Below are 25935 nucleotides of genomic sequence, written 5' to 3'. Positions count from 1 at the left end.
GAAACTGACCCGACCGACCGGACAAGCGATTTTTCAATTATTTTGGTATGTCAGAGTCGTCCTGTTGGAACTGCCGGATGGACGAATTCAACGCGCGTTAGGTCAACCGCTCACGTACGAGCAGCGAAGGATTTTGCAAGGATTAGGGATGGACGAGAGCATTTACGTCTAACGGGATAAAGAACGATCAGAGATGGTAAAAAAAGGATGCCATCGCTTTTGGTGTTGGTTTAAAAGTTATTCTAAAAAACTGAATAAAAAATCCTTTTGTTCCGCTCTACCAAGGTGCGAAATATGAGTTAACGTTCATATTTGAAACCCCTCTTAGCATTTTCGCCAAGAGGGGTTTTCCATTAAAACATTTCTGATACTGTTTTTGCTTGCATATGAAGAAGTAAGTAGTCTGGGCCACCTGCTTTCGAGTCTGTTCCAGACATATTGAACCCACCGAATGGGTGGTAGCCGACGATCGCTCCTGTGCAGCCGCGGTTGAAGTAAAGGTTGCCAACATGGAACTCTTCGCGCGCTTTTTCTAAATGGAAGCGGTTGTTTGAAATGACAGCGCCTGTTAAGCCGTATTCTGTATTGTTGGCGATTTCCAGCGCATGGTCGAAGTCTTTCGCTTTTGTGAAAGCAACGACTGGACCGAAGATTTCTTCTTGCATAATGCGCGCTTTCGGATCGACATCGGCAAACACGGTTGGCTGGATGAAGAAGCCTTTCGAGTCGTCTCCTTCGCCGCCTGTCATAAGCTTGCCTTCTTGCTTACCAATTTCGATATATTCCATAATTTTGTTATATGCCGATTGATCGATAACCGGTCCCATAAATGTGCTTTGTTCTTCTGGATTGCCGACTTTTAATTGTTTCGTTAACTCGACGACGCGGTTTAATACTTGATCGTATACGTCTTCAAGCGCAACAACGCGCGAGCATGCTGAACATTTTTGACCAGAGAAACCGAATGCCGATGCCACAATCGATTGTGCAGCTAATTCAAGGTCTGCTTCTTTATCAACAACGATCGTGTCTTTTCCGCCCATTTCCGCAATGACGCGCTTGAGCCAAATTTGTCCTGGATGCACTTTAGCGGCACGCTCATAAATGCGAATGCCGACATCGCGTGAGCCTGTGAAGCTAATAAAACGTGTGCGCGGATGGTCGACTAAATAATCGCCTACTTCCGCACCGCTTCCCGGAATGTAGTTTAATACACCTGCTGGAAGACCTGCTTCTTCTAACACTTCCACGAACTTATAAGCAACGACTGGTGTTGCACTTGCTGGTTTTAAAAGCACCGTATTTCCTGTCACAAGCGCTGCGACTGTCGTTCCCGCCATAATCGCAAATGGGAAGTTCCATGGCGAAATGACAACGCCAACGCCAAGCGGAATGTAGAAGAAACGGTTTGTTTCTCCCGGACGACTCTCCACAGGAATGCCGTCTTTTAATTTCAACATTTGGCGAGCATAATATTCCATAAAGTCAATCGCTTCAGCAGTATCTGCATCTGCTTCTTTCCACGGCTTCCCTGCTTCTTTCACAAGCAATGCGGAAAACTCATGTTTGCGACGGCGCACAATCGCTGCGGCGCGGAATAAAATGTCTGCGCGCATTTCTGGTTTTGTTTTGCTCCACCATGTAAACGCCGCATCGGCTGTTTGCATCGCTTTTTCTGCTAAATCTTTATTCGCTTTCGCTACGCGACCGACAACTTCTGTTTTATTCGCTGGGTTGATCGAAACAATCTTATCTTCCGTCATGATTCGTTCTCCACCAATGACAAGCGGATAATCTTGACCGAGATAAGCTTGTACCGTCTTCAATCCTTCTTCAAACGCTTTTTTGTTTGCTTCGACTGTAAAATCTGTAAATGGTTCGTGTTTGTAAGGTTGTACCATATGTAAGCCCCCTTTGTTGAAATTACAAAAGCGTTTTCATGCACACAATTTCATTCTAACGGATGGAGCATACATATTCAAATTTTTTATGGTTGGTAGATGTGAACAAACGGTTCATTTTTGTCTGGGCTTTTTATAATAATACTTTCCGGTCCGCGCACGGAAGAAATGTAAACGGAAATTGGCATATAATCAGGCATTTTTTCCATAAGAAGACCTGTGACGTATTGCGTAAATCCAATAACTTCTGCTTTTCCGTAAAACTGCATAACGATGTCAATTGTCAATTGTTGTAGTTGGTCATCGCGGTAAAATGCCCGGCCGATCACCCCCGTGTAATTTGGGAAAAATTCTTCAATATCTGACTTCAAATTTAAAAACTTGACTAAATCATCGCGATGATTTTTTTCCGCTTCATCCGATGGAAACACGTAATATTCTTCATTTATTTTTTCCCAATCTTGAATGGCGTTACTTCCTTTATCGACATAACCAACCGCAAAAAAGTGTCCTGGAACAATGGACGATTTCGGTTGTTGTTCAAATAAGCCAACAACAATCGGCACTTCTCTTAATCCATCGATTTGACGTAAACGAGAAACAATTTCTTCTGCTGCTTTTTTCCCTTCCTTCTCCATATCGCTTTTCGAAATTTTTACTTCACGTGGATATCCTTCTTCTGTTTCATAGTAATGGACAGAATTCATCGCAAGCCCGATGACGACTCCACCTAATTGCACCTTATCATTTCCTTTTTTTACTAAGTAGTTGTGCTCTAAAATATGAGAAATGTAAAGTGGATGCTTTTTATTTTTTTCTTCATTTGTCCCTTCACTTCCGAGCGCAGGATTCAACCCTTCTCCATTTCCTTGTTTTCGTTTGAGCCAAGACTCAATCGTTTTTCGATCTAAATATTGCCCTTGTTGAAATAAATATTGTGACGGAGAAAACTTGTCTTGTGCGATGCGCATTAAACCGAGTTCAAATTCATCCATATCTAATCGTGTATTCACATTTTCAACGACAAGTCCCCGCGCCTCTCCGGGTTGAAACGGTAAAATTGTGCGATAATACGAGTTAGAAATGTTGTACTTTGGAATAATTGCCTTTTGTTTTTTATTATCTGTTTCTTGCACAACTTGCTCTTCTTGATTAAATTTTGGCGCGCATGCTGACAAAGTAAGAAGCGTACAAGTGAGCAATATGATCAGCCTTTTCATCATTCACACCTGCTTTTATTGTTGTATTTCTTGAAGAAAACGCGCTTCATCCCAAATCGTAATGCCAAGCTGTTTCGCTTTTTCTAATTTTGATCCAGCGTCTTCACCTACAACGACAACGTCTGTTTTTTTACTGACACTTCCTGTCACTTTTCCACCTAGTGCTTCAATTTTTTCTTTTGCTTCGCTCCGCGACATTGATTGTAATGTGCCTGTTAAAACAAACGTCTTCCCAGCAAACGTTGAGCTTATATCCGCTGTCCGCTTCGCACCTTTATACGTCATATTGACGCCATATGCTCGCAAACGTTCAAGCAATTGCTTTACTTCTTCTTTTGAAAAATACGTCACAATTGAGTCCGCCATTTTTTCACCAATTTCATGAATGGCTGTTAGTTCTTCTTTCGTCGCTTGTTGAAGACGTTCCATCGTTTCAAAATGTTCCGCTAACGTTTTTGCCGCTTTTGCGCCCACGTGGCGAATACCAAGCCCGAACAATAAGCGCTCAAGTGAATTTTGTTTCGATGTTTCAATCGCTTGCAGTAAGTTTGTTGCTGATTTTTCTCCCATTCGTTCTAACGCGACAAGTTTGTCTTTCGTTAACGTATACAAATCCGCCACACTACGAACGAGACCGTGTTCAAATAGTTGAGCGATCACTTTTTCGCCTAATCCGTCAATATTCATCGCTTGGCGTGAAACGAAATGAGTAAGTCCCTCTCGAATTTGTGCCGGACATTGCGGATTGACGCAACGAAGCGCGACTTCATCATCGAGACGAACGAGTTCGCTCGCGCATGCTGGGCAATGCGTCGGCATATCGAACGGCTTCTCTTGTCCTGTTCGCCGCTCTGGCAATGAACGCACAACCTCTGGAATAATATCGCCCGCTTTTTTAATGACGACGTAATCGCCAAGACGAATATCTTTTTCACGAATGTAGTCTTCATTATGGAGCGATGCACGCTGTACAATCGTACCTGCCACACGCACAGGCTGTAAAATAGCTGTTGGAGTGACCACACCTGTTCGACCGACACTTAGCTCAATATCAACAAGTTGTGTCACAACTTCTTCAGCCGGAAATTTATAAGCAATGGCCCAGCGTGGACTTTTCGCTGTCGCTCCTAGTTGCTTTTGTTGCGCAAACGCATCTACTTTAATGACGATTCCATCAATATCATACGGCAATGACGCGCGTCGCTCATGCCACTGTTCAATGTAAGAAAGTACATCATCTATCGTTTCGCATACTTGCCGAGCCGGATTTGTTTTAAATCCGAGCTCGTCTAAATAATTAAGCGACTCACTATGAGAAACGAATCCGAGCTCTTCTGCATTGACGACATGATATACAAATATATCTAACTGACGGGACGCGACGACTTTTGGATCAAGCTGACGAAGCGATCCGGCTGCCGCGTTGCGCGGATTAGCAAACAATTCTTCTCCGTTCATTTTGCGCTTTTCATTTAGCTTTTCAAACGATTTTCGCGGCATATACGCTTCTCCACGCACTTCAATCGACACTTGTTTACGCAATCGAAGCGGCAATGAGCGAATCGTTTTTAAATTTTCTGTAATATCCTCTCCAGTCGTTCCATCTCCGCGTGTCGCTCCTTGTACGAAATAGCCATTTTCATAACGGAGCGATACGGCTAAACCGTCAATTTTCAATTCACATACGTAACGGACGTCACCAACTTCTTGGCGCACACGGCGGTCAAAATCTCGTAAATCCCCTTCATGAAAAGCGTTGCTTAAACTAAGCATCGGCACGCGGTGAAGCACCTTTGCAAACGCTTCTAACGGCGCTCCGCCAACGCGTTGCGACGGAGAATCCGGTGTTTTATATTTTGGATATTGTTCCTCTAACTCCATCAATTTTCTCATTAATTCATCGTACTCGGCATCAGAAATAGAAGGTTTGTCTAATACGTAATATTCATAGTTATATTTCTCAATTTGTTGGCGCAATTCGGCAATTTGCTTTTCAACGTCGTGTTGTGCCACGTTCTTCATCCTCTCTACACTTTCGTAATCGGAGCAAATTTCGCCAATAGTCGTTTAATGCCAATTGGGCTTGAAAAAGCGACATCTAGCTCTTGATCACCATCGCTTTCTTTTACGCGCACAATTGTCCCAATGCCCCACACTTTATGGCTCACCTTATCTCCTACGCGCCATCCTCCTTGCAACATGGTAGATGGACGTTGAGATGTCGCCTGTTGTTTCACTCGTTTATGTGCATATTCAATGAGCTCTTCAGGAATTTCATCAATAAAACGAGATGGGGCGTTAACATGCGTTTGCCCGAATAACGTACGCATATGCGCACGCGTTAAAAAAAGTTCTTCTTCCGCACGCGTAATGCCAACATACGCTAAACGTCGTTCCTCTTCCATTTCATCTTCATCGTTTAATGAGCGGTTATGCGGGAAGATCCCTTCTTCGAGTCCGACTAAAAAGACGACAGGAAACTCTAATCCTTTTGCAGAATGAAGTGTCATTAAAACAACCGCATCGTTTGTTTGCCCTTCATTATCATTATCAAGCTGATCGATATCCGCAACAAGCGCTAAGTCCGTTAAGAAGGCAACGAGCGACTTATCTTCGTTTACTTGTTCAAAATGTTGAGTAACTGATAAAAACTCGTCAATGTTTTCAAGTCGACTGTGTGCCTCTAACGTTTTTTCTTCACGAAGCATATCGCGATAACCTGAACGGTCGAGCACATCTTCGACAAGCTCCGTGACGGATAAATAGTGTTGCATTTGGCTCCAATGATGAATTTGTTCGCGAAATTGCACGAGCGGTGCAGCGATGCGAGCGCTAATTCCCATTTCTTCAATAGAACCGAGCGCATCAAACATCGATATTCCTCGGCTAGAAGCATATGCTGCAATTTTATCAATTGTTGATGCCCCAATGCCGCGTTTTGGAACGTTAATAATGCGTGTAAAACTAATGTCATCATTCGGATTCGCAATTAAGCGTAAATAAGCTAAAATATCTTTAATTTCTTTTCGGTCATAGAATTTTAAACCGCCAACAATTTTATATGGGATATTCGCCTTTAATAACATTTCTTCAAGCACGCGCGATTGCGCATTCGTTCGATATAAAACAGCAAAATCTTTATACGCTCGTTTTCCTGCATCGACATATTCTTTAATTTTTCCAACGACAAATTGCGCTTCATCTACTTCCGTCATCGCCTCATAATACACAAGTGCATGTCCTTCGCTATTTTCCGTCCAAAGCTTTTTCGGTTTTCGTTGCGTGTTATGCTCAATAACTGCATTGGCTGCTTGTAAAATACGTTTCGTCGAGCGGTAATTTTGCTCAAGCAAAATGACTTTGGCGTTCGGATAATCTTTTTCAAACGATAAAATGTTGCTAATATCGGCACCGCGCCAACGATAAATCGATTGATCAGAATCGCCGACCACACATAAGTTTTGAAATCGTTTCGCAAGCATGTTCACGAGCAAATATTGCGAGCGGTTCGTATCTTGATATTCATCGACATGAATGTACTGAAACTTTCGTTGATAATATTCCAACACTTCCGGAACACGTTGAAATAGTTGAATCGTCGTCATAATTAAGTCATCGAAATCAAGGGCATGATTGCGCAACAATCGCTTTTGATATTCTTTATACACATCCGCGACAAGCTTCTCATATGGACTTGCCGCTTGGTCGGCATATTTTTCTGGCGTCATCAATTCGTTTTTCGCGCTGCTAATTGTACCTAAAAGCGCACGTGGATCATATTTTTTTGGATCAATATTGCGATCTTTTAAAATATGTTTTAACACGGATAATTGATCGGTTGGATCCAGAATGGAAAAATTAGCATGAATGCCGATCCGATCGATGTCGCGTCGCAAAATGCGAACGCACATCGAGTGAAACGTAGAAATCCATATATCTTCCGCTTGCTTTCCAACGATTCGTTCTACACGTTCTTTCATTTCACGCGCTGCTTTGTTTGTAAATGTAATCGCTAAAATGTTCCATGGAGCAACATCTTTCTCCGCCATTAAATAAGCGATGCGATGCGTTAACACGCGCGTCTTTCCACTTCCTGCCCCCGCCATAATTAAAAGCGGACCTTCCGTCGTTTTCACAGCCTCTTTTTGTTTTTCATTTAATCCTTCCAACAGCATATGTGCTGACATACTCATTTTTTCACCACCAAAACATATGTTCTCTTTTTTATTCTCCATTTATGCCGATTTTCCTTTTACCGCTTCGACTGTTTGTAACGCCATTTGTAAATTTGTATAAATCGCATTTCCTACAACGACCGTGTCGGCCCACATCGCCATCTCTTTCGCTTGTTCAGGTGTATGAATGCCACCGCCATAAAACAAACGGGTGCGTTCTAGCGTCCGTTTCACTTTCTCTACAAGCGCCACATCTCCGTATCGCCCGCTATATTCCATGTAAAAAATTGGAAAATGGTACATATGTTCCGCCATTCGAGCATATGCAATGACATCTTCTTCTGTTACATTCGTTCGTGCACTTGTTAATGATGCCGCTTTACATTCGTCATTTAAAATACAATACCCTTCAACAAACAGTTCTTCCCAATTAATTAAGTCACCAAACTGTTTGACCGCTTCGTGATGCAAATCAATTAACCAAGTCAGATCACGGCTATTTAGCACCATTGGAATGAAATAATAGTCAAACCCAGGTGTAATCGCCTCAATATTTGATACTTCTAATGCACATGGAACGGAAAAACGGCGCACGCGCGCAAGCAAATCGATGACGTTTTCAAGCGTCACACCGTCTGTTCCGCCAACAATGATCGCATCCGTTCCTGATTCGCATACTTGTTCTAATTGTTCATCTGTTATTTCTTTATTCGGATCTAATTTAAACACATGGCGCCATGTTGTTATCTCATTCATGTTTTTTCACCTCATCTCATTATAACAAAAATCATAACAAAAAATCGTAAAAAGAAGCTGACTCATTGTGAGCCAGCCCCCTCTTGTTGTTCATTATAAATGCGGTCGAGTGCCATCGCATACGCATCATTTCCGTAGTTTAAGCAACGTTTTACGCGTGAAATAGTCGCTGTGCTTGCCCCTGTTTCTGTTTCAATTTTATGATACGTATATCCCTCGCGCAACATACGAGCTACTTCCAACCGTTGCGCAAGCGCTTGTATTTCATTGACGGTACATAAATCATCGAAAAAACGATAACATTCTTCTAAATCTTTCAATGACAAAATCGCGCGAAATAACTGGTCAAGCTCTCTGCCTCGCAATTTATTAATTTGCATATACGTCCCCCTATTCATATTGTACTTGCTTTAAGTCCGGAACGACTTGAATCCACGTTTTTCCTCGGGTAAATCCGAGCGGAACACCGTCTTTATAAGGAAGGAGGCGTCCGTCAATATTTTTCCACTCCACTTCCTGCATCGTTCCTTCTTGAAATAAATACCCTTTTCCACCTGATGTAAAGTCAATGTCTCTTCGACCATAGTCGTCAATAATTTGATGCGTCGCTTCAACGACGAACACATTTTCTACCGCAATCGGTGTGTTCGTCTCCCGATCCACTGTCGGCTCTCCACCGCTCGAACGAACATATTTCGTTCCGTCGTACGCATAATGAACGTGAGCATACGATCGTTTAGAGTACACCACATCAATATTCGTCGCTTTTACAGCGTTTGTCAAATCGTTTGTGAAAAATGGTAGCGGTCTGACTTCTTCTTCGAACGCATAGCCGTTTTTTTCAGCACCTTTTTTAATATTTTCAAAGGAAATGTACGAGTTGTGCGGTGCCTTTCGTGTGCGATCTCGCCAAAACAATGTTCCATCGTAAAACAGTCCATTGACATAATCCGCAGCACCAGACTTTAACAACGTCTGCGCCTCTGGACTCCATCCGTGACAGACATATAAAGCATGAAAGCCATTGCTTAATTGAATAAAGTAATCTCTTGCGCTTCGAACAGGGCCAATGATTTCAGGTTGCTCGCTTTGATAAATGGCTAACAGCCGTGTAATATCTCCTTCCGCAAGCACTTCATATACGATATCTGCTTTGTGTAATCCCGATTGAGGTCGTGCGGCAGGATAGTTATTAATCATCACCGCCACAGCTCGTTGCATCGTTTTTTCATTCGTTGGCATGCCTGTTAACGGAAACGTCCATGATGTTTCCTTTGTTTCTTTTTTATTTTCCTGTTCGACTGTTGTCGGTGGGGACTTGTTTTCTTTTACATTTGACTCTGTACGTTGACATCCGATGCTAAACAAAAACACCGCCATGATCATAAATAGAAAAAATAATCGCCGCAACATGAACCCAACCTTTCGTTTTCGTCCCTTTTATATTTTAACGCATTATTGTTGGAAAGAGTACTGTTTTATGCATCACATCGTAAATTCCTTTTGGTGTGATACGAATGTAAGGTAAATGTGTCGACGATAAAAAGAGCAAAGTGTAAATCGGGTCAACAAACGTATAGCCACGCGCTCGCAACAACTCTCCAAGCGTTTTTTCTTCTTCTATTAGCTCTTTCATCGGCTTCGCTGACATTAATCCGCCTAATGGAAGGGAAATGTCGTGGATGACTTCCCCGTGTTCACATAACACAATGCCGCCTCCCATTTGTTTCATCCGTTCAAATGCAACCAATAAATCGCGTTTACTTTTTCCGATCAAAAGAATATCTCCTGTATTTGAATACGAGCTAACAAGTGCTTGCACATGTGTCGCAAACCCTTTTAATACGGTGTTTACACGCCATTTTCCGTGACGATCAATAAGCATTAAAAAACTTTCATCGTGATCGATTGATAACTCATCAGCAGATGTATCAATCGAAATCGAATATGGCTTAATAATGACTGAGTTTTCCATGTACATCCCTAATGGCATCGAAAATTGCAAATCATCCATCTGTAAATCCCAAGATAAAGAGAGCGGCGCAAGACCATGTACGTCCCATTCAACGGCTGAAAAAGCAGAGACAGGTACACCATCACGTTTGACCCACTGTCCGCTCGCTAAAACAGAGATCGGTGTCGGATTTGACGCATGTTCAAGAATGTTAATATGCGCAATGCGCCCTGGCGTAATGCTTCCGTGCAAATGATCGATATTGTAATAACGAGCGATGTTCCATGTGGCCATGCTGTATGCATCAATGTCACGTACTCCTTCTTGCAATGCGATGCGAATCATTTCGTCGATCAATCCTTTTTCATAAAAGGCAGGCGTCGATCCGTCTGTTGTAAACATGCATTGATCGTAATGATGAATACCGAATTGTTTCATCTCTTTAAGCAATGTCGGCAAATCCGGTCGGATGGACGAATGACGCAATGATACGGTATACCCGTGCATTAATCGCTTATACACATCGTTTCCGGTCATCGATTCATGATCAGCATCCGCCCCAAATAACTTCATTTTCGTCAGCGTACGATCTGAGGCGCCGGGAAAATGACCTTCCACTTTTTTACCAAGTTTTTTCGCCTCTTGCATCCAATGGAGAACGAAATCATCCCCTTCTAACAGTTTTGGCCATCCAGTCAATTCACCGACTTGTAACACCGCATCGTTTTCAAGCCATCCTTTCATGTTTTTATATGAAAAAAGATGTTCTTCTCCTTCCATTTCTGTTTGGGGATCAAGTCGGCACCACCAATACATCGTCACCGGTTGTTTTTCCATAGCGGACAAAAAAGAAAACGCTTTCTTTTTTGTCAACTGTAAAAAAAGAAATAAATTGTCGTTAATCAGTGTTGTCGTACCGAACTGCGCTGCATATTCAGCAAGCGTTTGGGGATTATATAACTGAAACGGATGAGCATGAGGCTCAATATAGCCAGGAACGAGCACTTGATTCGTGCAGTCGATGACTTCACATGAATTTAATTGCTTCGGTTTATTTGGACCGACGTACACAATCCGGTCGTCGCAAATCCATACGTTCCCTTGCACCCATTGACGTATGTATGGATGTAAATATGTTGCGTTCATTAACACTTTTGTTGGCGCTTGCTTTCCGTCAACTATCGCAACGTGTTTGCGAATTTGTTCACTTTTCCATCGATATCGTTTTTCCATCATGATCGCTTTCCTCCTAAATCGTACCATCATCTATACACATTTTAACGGATGAAAGCGAATTTCACAAACAAAAAGGAGGATTCACATGAAACAAAACATCGGTGTCATTAACGCGATGATTCGCATTACATTCGGGTTTACAATGCTTGCTTGGGCAACAGCAAGTCTTTCTCGCAAGCCGTGGCGCGAATCGTATATATGGGTCATCATGCTCGCTGCAATGAAAATTGCGGAAGGTATTGTTCGTTTCTGTCCTGTCATGGCGTTATTTGAACGGTATCAATGCCAATGTGATCACAACGATCAGAACGAAAAAGCGATTCCGATTGAACCAGTCAACCCTTCGTAACAATAACCCCCTTGTACACGTACAAGGGGGTAAAAAAGGAGAGAACGAATATGATTGCTGAATATATAACAGATACGTTTTTCATTCTTATTCTTTTAATCGGCAGCTTCGTTGCACTTAGTTTTGTATATGTTCGCAAGCGACGTGCCCGATAGCTTTATGGCCAATATCACGCCGATAAAACAGTTGATCGCATTCAATATGTTGCATTTCTTCGTACACAAGACGTTGTGCTTCTTTTAATGTTTTTCCGCTCGCAACAACAAGGAGCACTCGTCCCCCATCTGTTACCCACTCATCGTTTATACGCTTCGTGCCAGCATGGAAAATTTGCGCTTTCGTTACTTGTTCAAGCCCTCGAATAACAGCGCCTTTTTCATATTGTTCAGGATATCCTTTCGCCGCTAAAACAACCCCAACGGTTGCTTCATCGCTCCAATGTAATGTAATCGGTTGATCTTCTAAAAGCGAAACGATTACTTCAACAAGATCATTTTTTAACCGCGGTAAAATGACTTGCGCTTCTGGATCACCAAATCGCGCATTAAACTCAATTACCTTTGGTCCTTCCTCTGTTGCGATTAATCCGGCATATAAAAATCCTGTAAATGCACATCCTTCTTGTAGTAATGCCTTCGCTGTCGGCTTTACAATTGTTTCAATTGCTGCATAAACAGTTTGTTCACTTATTTGCGGAACAGGAGAATAGGCGCCCATCCCCCCTGTGTTCGGTCCTTGATCGCCATCAAACGCACGCTTATGATCTTGCGCAATAACCATCGGATAAACGTGTTCTCTATGCACAAACGCCATAAGTGAAAATTCTTCACCTTGTAAATATTGCTCAATAACAACTTGTGCACCAGCTTCACCGAACTTTTTTGCAACCATTATATCATGCAACGCATGAAGCGCTTCGTCGATCGTCATCGCCACCGTTACACCTTTTCCAGCAGCAAGTCCATCCGCTTTAATGACAATCGGAGCCCCTTGTTCACGCACATAATGAACAGCTTCCTCGTAATTTGTAAACGTCGCATAATTTGCGGTTGGGATGTTGTATTTTCTCATGATTTCTTTCGCAAACGCTTTGCTTCCTTCGATTAATGCGGCTTTTTGTTTCGGACCAAAAATGCGCAATCCTTCCCTTTCAAAACGATCGACAATACCAGCTAATAGCGGTGCTTCTGGACCAACGATCGTCAAATCGATCGCTTCTTTTTTCGCCCATTGCACGAGCGCTTCGACATCAGTTTCTGAAATTGGAACGCACGTAGCAATCGAATTCATTCCGTCATTTCCAGGCGCCACATATACATGATTGACACGTGGACTTTGCGATACTTTCCATGCAAGCGCGTGCTCGCGACCGCCACGTCCGATAATGAGCACTTTCATCCGTTGTCGCCCCCTTTAATGTTTAAAATGACGAACCCCTGTAAATACCATTGCAATTCCATATTCATTTGCTTTTTGAATGGAATCTTCATCACGAATCGAGCCGCCTGGCTGAATAATGGCAGTCACTCCCGCCTGTGCAGCGGCCTCAACGGTATCGCTCATCGGAAAAAAAGCATCAGAGGCTAATACAGCGCCTTTCGCATGCTCACCAGCTTGTTCTATCGCAATTTTTGCCGCTCCTACACGATTCATTTGTCCAGCGCCAACACCAATCGTCATTCCGTTTTTTGCTAGTACAATCGCATTCGACTTGACATGCTTCACCACACGCCAAGCAAACGTTAAATTCGCCCATTCTTCTTCGGTCGGCTTCCTTTCTGTCACGACTTGCAGCGTTGCATCATCAATTGTATATGTATCTTCATCTTGGACGAGCAATCCGCCGCGCACCGATACGATAAACGGCTCTTGTTTCCGCTCTGCTTGGAAATCAACAGTTAACAAACGAATGTTTTTCTTTCTCGTTAAAATGTCTAGCGCTTGTTCTGTAAATGACGGGGCGATAACGATTTCTAAAAAAATGTCGTTTAACTTCGCGGCCGTTTGCTCATCAACTTCACGATTTAACGCCACAATGCCGCCAAAAATCGACGTCGCATCAGCCTCATAAGCTTTTTGAAACGCTTCAGCGATCGTTTCACCGACACCCACTCCACACGGATTCATATGCTTCACCGCCACCGCTGCCGGTTCGGCAAATTCCGCAACAATTTGTAGCGCTGCGTTGGCATCGTTAATGTTGTTGTACGACAACTCTTTTCCGTGCAACTGCTTTGCTGCTGCAATAGAAAACGGTGAGCTGAGCGGTTTTTCGTAAAATGCAGCCGTTTGATGCGGATTTTCACCGTATCGTAACGATTGTTTTTTCACAAACGTCATCGTCATCGTTTCCGGATACGTTTCTCCAACAATGTTTGTCAAATATTGCGCAATCATCGCATCATATGCTGCTGTATGGCGAAATACTTTCGCAGCTAATGCCCGTCTCGTCTCAAGCAATACTTCGCCATATTGTTTGAGCTGTTCAATGACTAACTCATAGTCAGTAGGATCGACGACAGCTGTGACATAAGCATGGTTTTTCGCCGCCGCTCTCAGCATAGTCGGACCGCCAATATCGATATTTTCAATCGCTTCCATAAACGGAACGTTTGGCTTGGCGATCGTTTCTTGGAATGGATATAAATTGACAACAACAAAGTCAATTGGCGTAATGGCATGCTCTTGCAACTGTTTTTTATGCGTTTCATCATCTCGAACAGCTAACAGTCCACCGTGAATGTTTGGATGAAGTGTTTTCACACGTCCGTCTAAAATTTCTGGAAAGTTTGTCACATCAGAAATGCTTACGACCGGAATGCCATGCTCTGCTAATACGCGCTTCGTTCCGCCCGTTGAAATAATTTCAACACCTAACTCAACTAGTTGTTTAGCAAACGTAACAATTCCTTTTTTATTTGATACGCTAATGATCGCTCGTTTTTTCATGATTTGTACTCCCTTTCTCCGTCAACAATTGTTGAATGACTTGTGGATACAACGTATGTTCTATTTCATGAATGCGACGTTCAACACTTTCTAATGGCTCCCCATCATAAATGTATAGCGCTTGTTGCGCAATGATCGGTCCTGTATCCATTCCTTCATCAACATAATGCACCGTTACCCCCGTCACTTTCACACCGTAACGATACGCTTGACCGATCGCATCTTTACCCGGAAACGCTGGTAAAAGAGACGGATGAATATTTACAATTTTGTTTGGATACGCCTGCAAAAGCGTTGAACCGATCAGTCGCATATAACCCGCAAGAACGATCCATTCAACTTCCTTTTGTTGTAGTTGTTTTAAAATTTCACGTTCAAACTGCTGTTTCGTTTCATATTGTTTAGGGTTAAAAACAAACAGCGGAACGTGTTCACGAATCGCTCGCTCAATCACTTTTGCATGCGGTCGGTCACATACGAGAAGCGCAACTTCCGCTTGCACTTCTCCTTTCTTCACTGCATCAACAATCGCTTGAAAATTCGTTCCGCTTCCTGAGGCAAAAATCGCTATTCGCTTCATTCCACTTTTCCTCCAGCAAACGATACACCCGATCCTTCTTTTATTCGACCGATGATATACGCTTTCTCTCCGCACGATTCAAGCAACTGCACAACATCTGGCACGATGTCGCTATCGACAGCTAACACAAAACCGATACCCATATTAAAAATATTGAACATTTCCATTCGTTGTAGCTGTCCATGTTGTTGTAAAAAGTTAAAAATGGCTGGAATGGGCCATGAACCGTAATCGACTTCAGCTTGCAATCCGTTTGGTAACATGCGTGGAATGTTTTCGATAAAACCGCCACCTGTAATATGTGCCATCCCTTTTATATGAAATTGTTTTAACGCTTCGCGCACTGCTCGAACGTAAATGCGCGTAGGGGTTAATAGTTCTTCGCCAAGCGGGCGAGCAAATGGTTCATATACGTGATCCAATTGCAAGTTCGCATCTTTTATAATTTTTCTCACGAGCGAATAGCCGTTGCTATGCAAACCGCTCGAAGCTAAACCGATCAACACATCGCCAGGAACAATCGTATCTCCTGTCACTAATTTTTCTTTTTCTACTACTCCAACCGCAAAACCTGCTACATCGTATTCATCTTCGGCATACATGCCCGGCATTTCTGCTGTTTCTCCTCCAATGAGCGCACACCCTGCTTCGACGCAGCCATCGGCAATTCCTTTTACAATATGCTCGATTTTTTCTGGCACCGCTTTTCCGCAAGCAATGTAGTCGAGAAAGAAAAGAGGCTCCGCCCCTTGTACGACAATATCATTTACACACATGGCTACGCAGTCTATCCCGATCGTATCGTGCCGATCGAAAGCGAACGCAATCATCAACTTCGTCCCAACTCCGTCCGTTCCTGATACAAGGACAGGTTGCTTATAACCGAGCGAAGATAGATCAAACATTCCTCCAAAACCACCTAAACTTCCTAATGCACCGATTCGGGCAGTTTTAGCGACATGTTTTTTCATTCGTTCTACTGCTTCATACCCAGCTTCAATATTCACTCCAGCTTGTTTGTACGCATGCGCCAACGTGCTCCCCTCCAATCCTTGTCGGATATTGTCCAGTGAAACAAGCTAAACATTGTCCGCAGTTCTTTGAATCGTTTGATCTCCCAATCGCCTGCAAAAGTCCTTCTTGACTTAAAAAGGCGAGGGAATCCGCTTCAATAAGCTGACGAATTTCTTCAATCGTGTGTCTAGCAGCAATAAGCTCATCTTTTGTTGACGTATCGATCCCATAAAAACATGGATGCGTAATTGGCGGTGAGCTAATGCGCACATGTACTTCCGTCGCCCCTGCCTCTCGAAGCATACGTACGATACGCTTGCTCGTCGTTCCACGCACAATTGAATCATCAACCATCACAACTCGTTTGCCGGCTACAACTCCACGAACAGGCGATAATTTCATTTTTACCCCTTGTTCACGAAGTGCTTGAGACGGTTGAATAAACGTCCGACCAACATAACGATTTTTAATAAGCCCTAATTCGTACGGAATGCCTGTCGCTTCCGCGTAGCCAATCGCCACCGAAATGCTCGAATCCGGTACACCTGTAACAACATCGGCTTCAACAGGTGCTTCAAATGCGAGCTGCTTCCCGAGATTTTTCCGTGCTGTATGAATGTTAATGCCATCCACATTGCTGTCAGGACGAGCGAAATAAATATATTCCATGCTACAAATGGAGCGAGAAACCCTCGGAGCAAAACGCTCAGAACGAATACCTTGTTTGTTAATCATAATGAGTTCTCCCGGCTCCACTTCTCGCTCATATGTGGCACCAATGACATCAAACGCACACGTTTCCGATGCTACAACGTATGCCTCACCTAAGCGCCCAAGCGATAAAGGACGGAAACCATGTGGATCAAGAGCGATATACATTTCTGTTTCCGTCAAAATGAGAAAAGCAAAAGCGCCACGTAAATGCGTCAACGCTTCTTTAATTCGTTCTTTTAAAATTGGTTCGCCGCTGCGCTTAATTAAATGAGCAAGCACTTCGGTATCAGACGTCGTTTGAAAAATGCTCCCTTGTTGCTCTAAACGAAAGCGTAATTCATCGGCATTCACTAAATTTCCGTTATGCGCAAGCGCTAAACTACCACCTTGCGAACGAAACAAAAGCGGCTGAACATTCGCATATCCGCCCCCACCTGCAGTAGAGTAACGGACGTGGCCGATAGCAGCCATGCCCGTTAGTTTTTCTAACTCTCCGCGACTAAACACTTCCGTCACTAAACCGAGGCCTTTATGAAACTGGAGCGTTCCGTTTCCTCCAACGACAATGCCCGCACCTTCTTGCCCGCGATGTTGTAAACTATGCAGCCCGTAATACGTTAACGTCGCTGCTTCCTCATGTCCCCAAATACCGAAAATCCCACACTCTTCGTTTAATCCTTTGATTTCAGCAAGCATGGAATAGCTCCTTTCCATACATTTCGCATCGTTTCTACTGAGACGCGGAGAATGCATGCATCTCCACTTGTCACATGAAGCGTCTCGTCATTTGTCACTTCCCCGATACATACTGCTTGAACGAGTTGTTCGAATGATTGTTGATGTTCTTTTTTCACAGAAACAACAAAGCGGGATTGCGTTTCACTAAACAGTTCAGAAACGACGTCGCCACTAATCGTCACACGTGCACCTAAACCTTGGGCATCGATTAAACATTCCGCAAGCGCAACCGCTAGACCACCCTCGGATACATCGTGCGCAGAGGCCACAACTCCCGCCCGAATAGCAGTGAGAAGCTGTCGTTGTCTTGTCGCCTCAACGTGTAAATCAATCGTTGGAGCTTTACCGAAAATGCGGCCTGTTAACCATTTTTGTAGCTCGCTCCCGCCAAATTCTCGCTTAGCTTCCCCAATGACATAAATCAAGTCGCCAGGTTGTTTAAATGTTTGTGTCGTAATATGGCTGATATGTTCAACGACCCCAACCATGCCGACAATCGGTGTCGGATAAATCGCTTCGCCGTTCGTCTCATTATAAAGCGATACATTTCCACTAATCACGGGCGTTTCAAGTACACGGCACGCTTCGCTCATTCCCTCTACTGCTTTTTCAAGTTGCCAAAAAATTTCTGGTTTCTCTGGATTACCGAAATTTAAGCAATCCGTGACAGCAAGTGGCTGAGCCCCTGAACAAACGATGTTGCGCGCTGCCTCCGCAATCGCAATTTTTCCACCGACTTCTGGATTTAAATAAACGTAGCGAGAATTACAATCGGTCGTCATCGCTAACGCTTTATTCGTGCCGCGAATACGTAAAACGGCTGCATCAGATCCTGGCGCAACAACTGTGTTTGTTCGAACCATATAGTCGTATTGTTCATATACCCATTGTTTGCTTGCAATCGTCGGTTGACCTAATAACCCAAGCAATGTTTCTTCATAGTTATGAATGATCGGTACGTATTCCATCGTCTGAAACTCGCGATAATACGTCGGTTCTTTCGATGGCTTATAATATACAGGAGCATCTTTAGCTAGTGCATCAACCGGAATTTCTGCGACGACTTCTCCGCGGTGATACAAGCGCAACATACGGTCATCTGTTACGCGTCCAATCGCTTTTGCTTCTAGCCCATATTTCGCAAACACATCTATCATTTCTTGTTCGCGACCTTTTTTAACAACGAGAAGCATGCGCTCTTGCGATTCAGATAGCATCATTTCATACGGCGTCATTCCTGTTTCACGCTGTGGAACGAGATCTAAGTTCAGTTCGATTCCAGAGCCAGCTTTGCTTGCCATTTCCGCTGACGAACTTGTTAAACCTGCCGCCCCCATATCTTGCATGCCGACGAGCGCATCGGAATGAATGACTTCCAAACAAGCTTCAAGAAGCAATTTCTCCATAAACGGATCCCCGACTTGAACAGCTGGACGCTTTTGTTCAGATTGTTCCGTTAATTCTTCGGATGCAAATGTCGCTCCATGAATGCCGTCACGTCCCGTTTTCGCACCGACATACATGACCGTATTTCCAACGCCTGCAGCAATTCCTTTTTGAATATCTTCATGCCGGATGAGCCCAACACACATCGCATTCACAAGTGGATTTCCTTCATATGCAGCATCAAATTGTACTTCACCACCGACTGTCGGAATGCCGACGCAGTTTCCGTACCCAGCAATACCTGCGACAACGCGTTCAAATAAATATTTCACACGCGGTGACGTTAATTCGCCAAAGCGAAGCGAGTTTAATAACGCAATTGGTCGCGCTCCCATCGAAAACACATCGCGAATAATGCCCCCAACGCCCGTCGCCGCCCCTTGATACGGCTCGATCGCAGACGGATGATTATGGCTTTCGATTTTAAATGCAACGGCTAATCCATCTCCAATATCTACAATACCTGCCCCTTCTCCTGGCCCTTGCAATACATGTTTTCCTTCCGTTGGAAACTTCTTTAATACAGGTTTCGAGTTTTTATAGCTACAATGTTCCGACCACATCACAGAAAAAATGCCCGTTTCCGTATAATTCGGGAGACGACCAAGGATGCGTTCAACCATCGCAAATTCTTCGTCCGTTAACCCCATTTCTCGATACAATTTTTGTTCTTTAATCATTGCTGGACTTGGTTCAAGTAGTAACGACATGTGCGTCCCTCCAATATGTCACGATTGATTGAAACAGTTTTAGCCCGTCAGCTCCGCCAAGCAGTTCATGAACAGCACGCTCAGGGTGCGGCATCATCCCAAGTACATTTCCTTTTTCATTCACAATCCCTGCAATGTTTTGTAAGCTACCGTTTGGATTTTCTCCTTCATATCGAAAAACAATTTGATTGTTGGCAATAAGCTGTTGTAACGTTTGTTCGTCACAATAATAGTTTCCTTCCCCGTGCGCAATCGGAATGGTAATCACTTCCCCGGGTTCGTATTGTGATGTAAACATCGTTTCGTTATTTTCAACGCGAAGTTTGACTGGACGACAAATAAACGTTAACGTATCGTTGCGTCGCATTGCCCCTGGAAGAAGACCCGCTTCGAGTAAAATTTGAAATCCGTTACATACACCTAAAATCGGTTTTCCTTCATCTGCTGCTTTTTTGATCGCTTTCATTACGTTAGAAAAGCGCGCAATCGCTCCAGATCGTAAATAATCTCCGTATGAAAAACCACCTGGCAAAAGAATCGCATCAAACTCATCTAAACAATGGGCATCATGCCAAACGTATTCTACGTCTTCCCCTAATTCGTCCGCAATCGCATGATACATGTCAACATCGCAATTAGAGCCCGGAAATACAACGACCGCAAATTTCACTGCACGACGACCTCCTCAATGTCATAGCGATAATCTTCAATGACCGTATTCGCTAACAGTTTTTCGCACATTTCCTTCACGACTGTATCAATATCGCGGTCACTTTTTTCCACTACTAGCTCCATAAACTTTCCGATTCGTACGTCTTGCACTTCGTAGTAGTTTAACGTATGAAGTGCTCCTTTTACCGCATTGCCTTGTGGATCTAATACGTTTTCACGCAATGTGACATACACCTTTACTTTATACATGATAATCCTCCTAATCGTTGTAAAAGTTTCGTATATGTTTCTGTTAAGTCGCCTAAATCGCGGCGAAATACATCTTTATCGAATTTTTCTTTCGTGTGTACATCCCATAATCGACACGTATCTGGGGAAATTTCATCCGCTAGCAACACCGCCCCCGTTTCATCTTTTCCAAACTCTAATTTAAAATCGACAAGCTGTAAGTCACACGAGCGAAATAAAGAAGTTAAAATGTCGTTCACGCGAAACGCCATTTGCTTCATGTGCACGAGCTCATCGGGGGTAGCAAGCTGCAACAGAGCGATATGATCTTCTGTTAATAGAGGATCGCCTAAGTCGTCATTTTTGTAGTAAAATTCTACAATCGGCTTCTCGATGACGGCCCCTTCCTGAAGACCGATTCGTTTCGCTAGACTACCGGCGACAATATTGCGGACAACAACTTCGAGGGGAATAATCGTCACTTGTCGCACAAGCTGTTCGGTGTCAGATATTTTACGAATAAAATGATTGTTCACACCCGCTTCATGCAACAAGGAAAATAGTAAACTCGTAATCTCGTTATTTAATCTCCCTTTTCCAGCAATCGTTGCCTTTTTCTCACCATTAAATGCCGTTGCTTCATCTTTATATTCAATCCATAACATCCCTTTTTCATTTGTTGCATACACTTTTTTCGCTTTTCCTTCATATAGAAGGTGTTGCTTTTCCATGTTCTCTCCCCCATTTATCCAGAATATTAGCAACTTTTTATATATAGGTAAGGCAATCTGCCTTACCTACTGCAAACCAAGTCGGCTAAAAATCGTATCAACATGTTTTAAATGATAGTTGTAATCAAAGCAATCTGCGATTTGTTCCTTTGTTAAACGACTTGTAATTACTTCGTCTGCTTCAATTAACGAGCGGAACGGCACTTGTTTTTCCCACGCTTCCATCGCTTTCGGCTGTACAAGATCATATGCTTCCTCGCGCGTCATCCCTGTATCAATAAGCGCCAATAATACGCGCTGCGAATAAATAAGTCCCAGGGTACGATCCATATTTTTCTTCATGTTTTCAGGGAATACCGTCAAGTTTTTCACAATGTTTGTAAAACGATGAAGCATGTAGTTTAGAGCGATCGTTGCATCCGGTAAAATAATACGCTCCGCAGACGAGTGTGAAATGTCGCGTTCATGCCAAAGCGGTACATTTTCATAGGCAGTTAACATATAGCCGCGAATGACGCGCGCCATGCCTGTCATGTTTTCTGAACCGATCGGATTGCGCTTATGCGGCATAGCTGATGAGCCTTTTTGTCCCTTTGCAAAAAATTCTTCCACTTCACGCGTTTCACTTTTTTGTAATCCACGAATTTCAACTGCAAATTTTTCAATGGATGTCGCAATTAAAGCGAGCGTCGCCATGTAGTGCGCATGACGATCACGCTGCAATGTTTGCGTTGAAATTGGTGCAGGCTGTAAGCCAAGTTTTTCACATACGTACTGTTCGACAAACGGATCAATGTTTGCATACGTGCCAACCGCACCAGAAATTTTTCCAACGCGCACGGTTTCCGCCGCTTGCTTAAAACGTTCCAAATTTCGCTCCATTTCTGCATACCAAAGCGCCAATTTTAATCCGAACGTTGTCGGTTCAGCATGCACACCGTGTGTCCGCCCCATCATCACCGTATATTTATGTTCGATCGCCTTCTCCTTTAATACCGCAATAAAATTTTCTAAATCGCGCAATAAAATTTCATTTGCTTGTTTTAGTAAATACGATAATGCTGTATCAACGACATCCGTAGATGTAAGGCCGTAATGTACCCATTTTCGCTCTTCTCCTAACGTCTCTGATACGGCACGCGTAAAGGCAACAACATCATGGCGCGTTTCTTCTTCAATTTCTTTAATACGTTCAATGTTAAATGATGCATGTTGACGAATTTTTTCCACATCTTCTTTCGGAATGACACCTAATTCTGCCCATGCTTCACACGCTAAAATTTCGACTTCTAACCAAGCACGAAACCGGTTTTCCTCCGTCCAAATCGCTCCCATTTCCGGTCTTGTGTAACGTTCAATCATACGTTCATCCTCCGATCTGTCCAAATCGCAAATTCGTCTATTTTTCGTTGCACCTCATCGACATCGTCAACTAACCACGTGATATGCCCCATTTTCCGCTTCGGCTTCGCTTCTTTTTTTCCATAAAAGTGAACATGAGCATCACGAAATTGATCGATGTTTCGGATCACGTCGTCAACATGTTCTCCTAAAATATTGACCATAATTGAAGGTTTTAATAATTTCGTACTGCCAAGCGGCCAATTGCACACAGCACGAATATGTTGTTGAAATTGCGATGTGATACAACCGTTTATTGTATAATGACCTGAGTTGTGCGGTCTAGGGGCAAGTTCGTTAACATATAATTGCCCGTCTTTTGTCAAAAACATTTCAATTGCTAACGTGCCAACGAGTTGGAACGCTCCTGCTAACTGTTTCGCATATGTTTCTGCCTGTTCGATAATTGAACGACTAACTTGGGCAGGAGCAATTGTTTCATGCAAAATGTTGTCGCGATGAATGTTTTCAACGACAGGAAAAAGCGCCATTTCACCAGAAACATTTCGGGCAACGATAATAGATAACTCTTTTACAAACGGTATCCATGCTTCCAATACACACTCACCATAAGTTAAAAGGGAACGTGCGGTACCTATATCATTTAAGCAACGAATGACAACTTGCCCTTTCCCATCATATCCACCCCGACACGTTTTCAACACAGATGGAATACCAATCTCTTGAATCGCTTCTTCTAACTCTTCTTCTTTAAGTACGAGACGATAAGGCGCAACAGGTAAGCCTACAGACTGAACGGCTCGTTTTTCTTTCCAGCGATGTTGTGTCATAGCAAGCAACTCGCTTCCTTGCGGCACGTATCCCTTCTTTGCCAACCGTTTTAATGCGTCGGCATCAATGTTTTCAAACTCATACGTAACGACATCACTTATTTCAGCTAATTGATGTAACGCTTCTTCATCGCTATATGAAGCAACAATTTCAATATCAGCTACTTGAGCACACGGAGATTGTGGGGTAGGGTCGAGTACTGCCACAAAAAATCCCATCTCTTTTGCCGCAATCGCCATCATTCTTCCTAGTTGTCCTCCACCAATAATACCGATCGTTTGACCTGGAACAATCGTTTTATTCAAGCTGATCACTACTTTCCATCACTTGTTTTCGAATCGCTTCACGTCGCTTGCGCAATGCTTCCATATACGTTGGCTCATACGTTCCAAGAATCGAAACGGCAAGCAACGCTGCGTTTATCGCACCTGCTTTTCCGATTGCCACTGTCGCTACTGGCACTCCACCTGGCATTTGAACAATGGAGAGTAAAGAATCTAAACCGTTGAGCGTCTGGGATTTTATTGGTACCCCAATGACAGGAAGCGTCGTTTTTGCTGCTACCATTCCCGGTAAATGTGCAGCCCCGCCCGCTCCAGCAATGATCACTTTTATTCCGCGCTCTTCCGCTGATTCGGCATATGCAAACATATAGTCTGGCGTACGATGGGCTGAAACAACTTTTTTTTCGAACGGAACATGTAACTCTTCTAATATATCGCACGCATAACGCATCGTTTCCCAGTCTGACTGACTGCCCATAATAACAGCTACAAGTGACTGCATCTATATTTTCACCTCTTTTTATCATTCAGAAAAAAATCCAGAACGATGCCCTCGATAATAAGGGAAAGCATCGTTCTGGACATATTTCGCCCATGGGGTGAAAAAAGCCAATAAGATCCTTTCCCTCATAGTCCAATAATTTACGGTTATTGGGTAGAGACTTTCGGGCCATATTCCCAAAATTATATGAGGGTTCCATAACGTATTCACTTACTTTCATCTTACCAACCATTTTTAATGGATGTCAACACAAAATCGAACATTTTTAAAAATGAAATATTTAATGTTCGGTTTTTACTTAAAAATCACCATTTTATTTATTGTATCGTATAGTAAAAAGAAAAAGAGAAAGGAGGAAAACTAATGGACTGGACGAAACAATGGGAAGCGTTTTTTTCTAATCCTTTTTGGAATTCATCAAACGTTTTTTCTTCTCACACACCTGGCATCAATATGTATCGTCGTGAAAATGAATTACTCGTCATCGTTGCAATCCCAGGTTTAGAGGATGTACACGATGCGGAAGTATATATTCATTATAATACGTTAGAAATCAAAGCGAACGTTCAATTACATTTTGAAGGGTTTGAATTAATTGAAGAAGGCATTACACAAGGACCGTTTGAGCGAGTCATGCAACTTCCTTTCCCTGTAGGAGAAAAAGTCGACGCTGTATACGAGAATGGGCTACTTTTTATTCATCTTCATCGCCTCGTTCCCGATCATATAAAAAGAAAAGTAGAAATTAAATAAAAAATGAGCTAACCAATATCGGTTAGCTCTTCACTATGGGGGAGAGGATTGTAAAAGCGTTAAACGCAAATACATGGACAAAAAAAGTTAGAGAACAAAATGGAGATGCTCTCTAACTTGCTATGTCCGCCCGGCAACGTCCTACTCTCGCAGGCGGTGTCCCGCCAACTACCATCGGCGCTGGAGAGCTTAACTTCCGTGTTCGGGATGGGAACGGGTGTGACCTCTCCGCCATCGTCACCGAGCAAACATGCTTTTTCATAGCGCCATGTTAGGCGTGAAGGATTATTCCTTCAAAACTAGATAACAGGGGTTGCGTAGTCGCCTACGCTTTTCTTGTGTCTAGCTTCGAACTAACATCCTCCTACGCCTTCGCTTTTTCCGTTCGACGTGCACGCACGTCTTCGTCAAAAGCTTTTGGCTCTGTCGGATGTTTTCTTGACTACGTCAAGAACCGTTCTCCGCTTTTCTTGTGTGCTTAGTTAAGTCCTCGATCGATTAGTATCCGTCAGCTGCACGTGTCGCCACGCGTCCACCTCGGACCTATCTACCTTGTCATCTTCAAGGGATCTTACTCGCTTGACGCGATGGGAAATCTCATCTTGAGGGGGGCTTCACGCTTAGATGCTTTCAGCGCTTATCCCTTCCGCACATAGCTACCCAGCTGTGCCCCTGGCGGGACAACTGGTACACCAGCGGTGCGTCCATCCCGGTCCTCTCGTACTAAGGACAGCTCCTCTCAAATTTCCTACGCCCGCGACGGATAGGGACCGAACTGTCTCACGACGTTCTGAACCCAGCTCGCGTACCGCTTTAATGGGCGAACAGCC

23 protein-coding genes, 2 rRNA genes, 1 pseudogene and 1 riboswitch are annotated in these 25935 nt (G+C 43.4%); of the genes and pseudogenes, 4 read left to right on the top strand and 22 right to left on the bottom strand.

What is annotated here, in order from left to right:
• Positions 1-172 (top strand): annotated as a pseudogene (locus tag JV16_RS15595) (IS1634 family transposase); the annotation flags it as partial.
• Positions 173-353: 181 nt separating this feature from the next.
• On the opposite strand, the gene pruA reads toward JV16_RS15595, so the two are convergent.
• The 8 genes from pruA to JV16_RS13545 form a co-directional block, all read right to left on the bottom strand.
• Entirely contained in the window at positions 354-1901 is a 1548-nt protein-coding gene (gene pruA, locus JV16_RS13580; protein WP_042536318.1) for an L-glutamate gamma-semialdehyde dehydrogenase, read from the bottom strand.
• An 86-nt stretch (positions 1902-1987) separates the two neighbouring features.
• Positions 1988-3121 (bottom strand): CamS family sex pheromone protein, encoded by a 1134-nt coding sequence (locus JV16_RS13575; protein ID WP_042536312.1) that lies wholly within the window; start codon positions 3119-3121, stop codon positions 1988-1990.
• 15 nt (positions 3122-3136) lie between these two features.
• On the bottom strand, positions 3137-5143 hold the full coding sequence (gene ligA, locus JV16_RS13570; RefSeq protein WP_042536311.1) for an NAD-dependent DNA ligase LigA: 2007 nt from the start codon (positions 5141-5143) through the stop codon (positions 3137-3139).
• Positions 5144-5148: 5 nt separating this feature from the next.
• Positions 5149-7314: a DNA helicase PcrA gene (gene pcrA / locus JV16_RS13565; protein WP_042536323.1), complete on the bottom strand. Its 2166-nt coding sequence runs from the start codon at positions 7312-7314 to the stop codon at positions 5149-5151.
• A gap of 42 nt (positions 7315-7356) precedes the next feature.
• The gene (gene pcrB, locus JV16_RS13560; protein ID WP_042536309.1) at positions 7357-8052 is read right to left on the bottom strand and encodes a heptaprenylglyceryl phosphate synthase; all 696 of its coding nucleotides are present in this window, start codon (positions 8050-8052) and stop codon (positions 7357-7359) included.
• Positions 8053-8114: 62 nt separating this feature from the next.
• Complete coding sequence (locus tag JV16_RS13555) at positions 8115-8432, bottom strand: YerC/YecD family TrpR-related protein (protein WP_042536307.1); 318 nt, start codon at positions 8430-8432, stop codon at positions 8115-8117.
• Between the two features lie 10 nt (positions 8433-8442).
• Positions 8443-9465, bottom strand: a complete 1023-nt coding sequence (locus JV16_RS13550; protein WP_042536305.1) for a DUF3048 domain-containing protein — start codon at positions 9463-9465, stop codon at positions 8443-8445.
• A gap of 34 nt (positions 9466-9499) precedes the next feature.
• On the bottom strand, positions 9500-11242 hold the full coding sequence (locus JV16_RS13545; RefSeq protein ID WP_042536303.1) for an adenine deaminase C-terminal domain-containing protein: 1743 nt from the start codon (positions 11240-11242) through the stop codon (positions 9500-9502).
• A gap of 85 nt (positions 11243-11327) precedes the next feature.
• Here JV16_RS13545 and JV16_RS13540 point away from each other — a divergent pair, with 85 nt between their 5' ends.
• Both JV16_RS13540 and JV16_RS16165 read left to right on the top strand, forming a co-directional pair.
• Positions 11328-11591, top strand: coding sequence for a YgaP family membrane protein (locus tag JV16_RS13540; protein WP_021095161.1), 264 nt, complete (start codon positions 11328-11330; stop codon positions 11589-11591).
• A gap of 50 nt (positions 11592-11641) precedes the next feature.
• Positions 11642-11746, top strand: a complete 105-nt coding sequence (locus JV16_RS16165) for an EYxxD motif small membrane protein (protein WP_021095160.1) — start codon at positions 11642-11644, stop codon at positions 11744-11746.
• Here the strand turns inward: JV16_RS16165 and purD are convergent.
• The 12 genes from purD to purE form a co-directional block, all read right to left on the bottom strand.
• Positions 11709-12989 carry a phosphoribosylamine--glycine ligase gene (gene purD, locus JV16_RS13535; protein ID WP_021095159.1) on the bottom strand — a complete coding sequence of 427 codons (1281 nt, stop codon included), beginning with the start codon at positions 12987-12989 and terminating at the stop codon, positions 11709-11711. The two genes, JV16_RS16165 and purD, sit on opposite strands and share 38 nt — an antisense overlap.
• A gap of 15 nt (positions 12990-13004) precedes the next feature.
• Complete coding sequence (gene purH, locus JV16_RS13530) at positions 13005-14540, bottom strand: bifunctional phosphoribosylaminoimidazolecarboxamide formyltransferase/IMP cyclohydrolase (RefSeq protein WP_021095158.1); 1536 nt, start codon at positions 14538-14540, stop codon at positions 13005-13007.
• Positions 14518-15120: a phosphoribosylglycinamide formyltransferase gene (purN, locus tag JV16_RS13525; RefSeq protein WP_021095157.1), complete on the bottom strand. Its 603-nt coding sequence runs from the start codon at positions 15118-15120 to the stop codon at positions 14518-14520. Before purN ends, purH begins: the two co-directional genes overlap by 23 nt.
• Positions 15117-16154, bottom strand: a complete 1038-nt coding sequence (purM, locus tag JV16_RS13520; protein WP_021095156.1) for a phosphoribosylformylglycinamidine cyclo-ligase — start codon at positions 16152-16154, stop codon at positions 15117-15119. The genes purN and purM overlap by 4 nt, the downstream gene beginning before the upstream one ends.
• Positions 16117-17544 (bottom strand): amidophosphoribosyltransferase, encoded by a 1428-nt coding sequence (purF, locus tag JV16_RS13515; RefSeq protein ID WP_021095155.1) that lies wholly within the window; start codon positions 17542-17544, stop codon positions 16117-16119. The genes purM and purF overlap by 38 nt, the downstream gene beginning before the upstream one ends.
• Complete coding sequence (gene purL / locus JV16_RS13510) at positions 17520-19742, bottom strand: phosphoribosylformylglycinamidine synthase subunit PurL (RefSeq protein ID WP_021095154.1); 2223 nt, start codon at positions 19740-19742, stop codon at positions 17520-17522. Before purL ends, purF begins: the two co-directional genes overlap by 25 nt.
• Positions 19726-20412, bottom strand: coding sequence for a phosphoribosylformylglycinamidine synthase subunit PurQ (gene purQ, locus JV16_RS13505; protein ID WP_021095153.1), 687 nt, complete (start codon positions 20410-20412; stop codon positions 19726-19728). The genes purL and purQ overlap by 17 nt, the downstream gene beginning before the upstream one ends.
• Complete coding sequence (purS, locus tag JV16_RS13500; protein WP_021095152.1) at positions 20409-20663, bottom strand: phosphoribosylformylglycinamidine synthase subunit PurS; 255 nt, start codon at positions 20661-20663, stop codon at positions 20409-20411. Before purS ends, purQ begins: the two co-directional genes overlap by 4 nt.
• Complete coding sequence (gene purC / locus JV16_RS13495) at positions 20651-21373, bottom strand: phosphoribosylaminoimidazolesuccinocarboxamide synthase (RefSeq protein WP_021095151.1); 723 nt, start codon at positions 21371-21373, stop codon at positions 20651-20653. The genes purS and purC overlap by 13 nt, the downstream gene beginning before the upstream one ends.
• A 66-nt stretch (positions 21374-21439) precedes the next feature.
• Positions 21440-22735: an adenylosuccinate lyase gene (purB, locus tag JV16_RS13490; protein ID WP_021095150.1), complete on the bottom strand. Its 1296-nt coding sequence runs from the start codon at positions 22733-22735 to the stop codon at positions 21440-21442.
• Positions 22732-23880, bottom strand: a complete 1149-nt coding sequence (purK, locus tag JV16_RS13485) for a 5-(carboxyamino)imidazole ribonucleotide synthase (RefSeq protein ID WP_021095149.1) — start codon at positions 23878-23880, stop codon at positions 22732-22734. The genes purB and purK overlap by 4 nt, the downstream gene beginning before the upstream one ends.
• On the bottom strand, positions 23864-24352 hold the full coding sequence (gene purE / locus JV16_RS13480; protein ID WP_021095148.1) for a 5-(carboxyamino)imidazole ribonucleotide mutase: 489 nt from the start codon (positions 24350-24352) through the stop codon (positions 23864-23866). The genes purK and purE overlap by 17 nt, the downstream gene beginning before the upstream one ends.
• Positions 24353-24460: 108 nt before the next feature.
• Positions 24461-24562, bottom strand: a riboswitch (purine riboswitch).
• A 153-nt stretch (positions 24563-24715) separates the two neighbouring features.
• Between purE and JV16_RS13475 the strand changes: the two genes are divergently transcribed.
• Entirely contained in the window at positions 24716-25105 is a 390-nt protein-coding gene (locus tag JV16_RS13475; RefSeq protein ID WP_021095147.1) for an Hsp20/alpha crystallin family protein, read from the top strand.
• Positions 25106-25233: 128 nt separating this feature from the next.
• On the opposite strand, the gene rrf is transcribed toward JV16_RS13475, so the two are convergent.
• Positions 25234-25350 (bottom strand): 5S ribosomal RNA (gene rrf, locus JV16_RS13470).
• Between the two features lie 233 nt (positions 25351-25583).
• Positions 25584-25935 (bottom strand): 23S ribosomal RNA (locus tag JV16_RS13465); the annotation flags it as partial.

This window comes from Anoxybacillus ayderensis, from assembly GCF_000833605.1.
Classification (GTDB): Bacteria; Bacillota; Bacilli; order Bacillales; family Anoxybacillaceae; genus Anoxybacillus; species Anoxybacillus ayderensis.
This window is presented reverse-complemented; position numbering and strand designations above follow the sequence as displayed.